The organism is Paraburkholderia caffeinitolerans (assembly GCF_902859945.1).
Taxonomy (GTDB): domain Bacteria; phylum Pseudomonadota; class Gammaproteobacteria; order Burkholderiales; family Burkholderiaceae; genus Paraburkholderia; species Paraburkholderia caffeinitolerans.
The window spans coordinates 1-1,192 of record NZ_CADIKL010000110.1 but is presented as its reverse complement, the minus strand read 5'-3'; the positions used below and the strand labels follow the sequence as shown (position 1 = coordinate 1,192).

The 1,192-nt window shown below is 65.9% G+C and carries 1 protein-coding gene; it reads right to left on the bottom strand.

The features are described 5' to 3' along the window. Window positions 1-1,164: 2Fe-2S iron-sulfur cluster-binding protein (locus tag HV773_RS36475; RefSeq protein ID WP_175198550.1), on the bottom strand; the 1,164-nt coding region annotated here is incomplete at its 3' end. Window positions 1,165-1,192: the final 28 nt, after the last annotated feature.

Here is a 1,192-nt window from a genome sequence, read left to right as displayed (position 1 = left end):
GTTCACGCGCAGCTTGCCGTTCGCAGCCATGATGGCCGCGTTGTTCATGATCTTCACGCCCTGGCGGCGCGCGGCGTCCTGCAAGGCGCCCTTGCCCTGCGCACGCGAATCGACCACCGTGACTTCCGCGCCGCAGGTCTTCAAGTCGAGCGCGCAACGGTAGCCGGCATCGTTGTTCGCGAACACCACGACCTTGCGGCCCGGCAACACGCCATAGCGATGAATATAGGTGGACACCGCCGAGGCCATCATGACGCCCGGCAGGTCGTTGTTGCCGAACACGATGGGACGCTCGTGCGCGCCGGTGGCGAGAATCACGCGCTTCGCGCGGACCTTCCACAGCAGTTCACGCGTGCCCTTGCGCGTCGAGACCGGCAGATGCTCGGTCAGGCGCTGCGTGATGGTCACGAGGTTGTGATCCTGATAGCCGAAGGCCGTGCTGCGCGAGAGGATCTTCACGTCCGGCATGGCCGCGAGTTCCGCTTCGATCTTTTCGACCCACTGGATTGCGGGGCGGCCGTCGATCTCGGTCTTGCACGAGAGCAGGCTGCCGCCCAGTTCGCGCTGGTCGTCGACCAGAATCACGCGCGCGCCGGCAAGGCCCGCCGTGTGCGCGGCCAGCAGACCGGTAGGGCCGCCGCCGACCACCAGCACGTCGCAATGCGCGAAGCACTTGTCGTAGCGGTCGCCGTCACGCACTTCGGGCGATTTGCCGAGGCCCGCCGCCTCGCGAATCTTCTCTTCGTACTTCGGCCAAAATTTACGCGGCCACATGAAGGTCTTGTAGTAGAAGCCCGCCGGCAGAAAGCGCGAGAACTTCTGGTTGCGCGCGAGGCGGTCGTGCTCGAGGCTCGGCTCGGCATTCACGCTGGTCGCCACGAGACCCTGATAAAGCTCGATTTCGGTCGAGCGCGCGTTCGGCACGGTGTACGCGCCGCGCTCGAGTTGCACCACGGCATTCGGCTCGGCCACATCGGCGGTCACGATGCCGCGCGGACGGTGGTACTTGAAGCTGCGCGCGACGAAGTGCACGTCGTTGGCCAGCAGCGCCGAGGCGAGCGTGTCGCCCTGATAGCCCTGATACGTGCGCCCGTTGAACGTGAAGGTCAGCGGAATCGCGCGGTTGATGCGCCCGCCGGCGCCGAGACGGTTCTTCTGGCTCATCGCTGCTTGCTCCCTTGCGTGCCTTGCT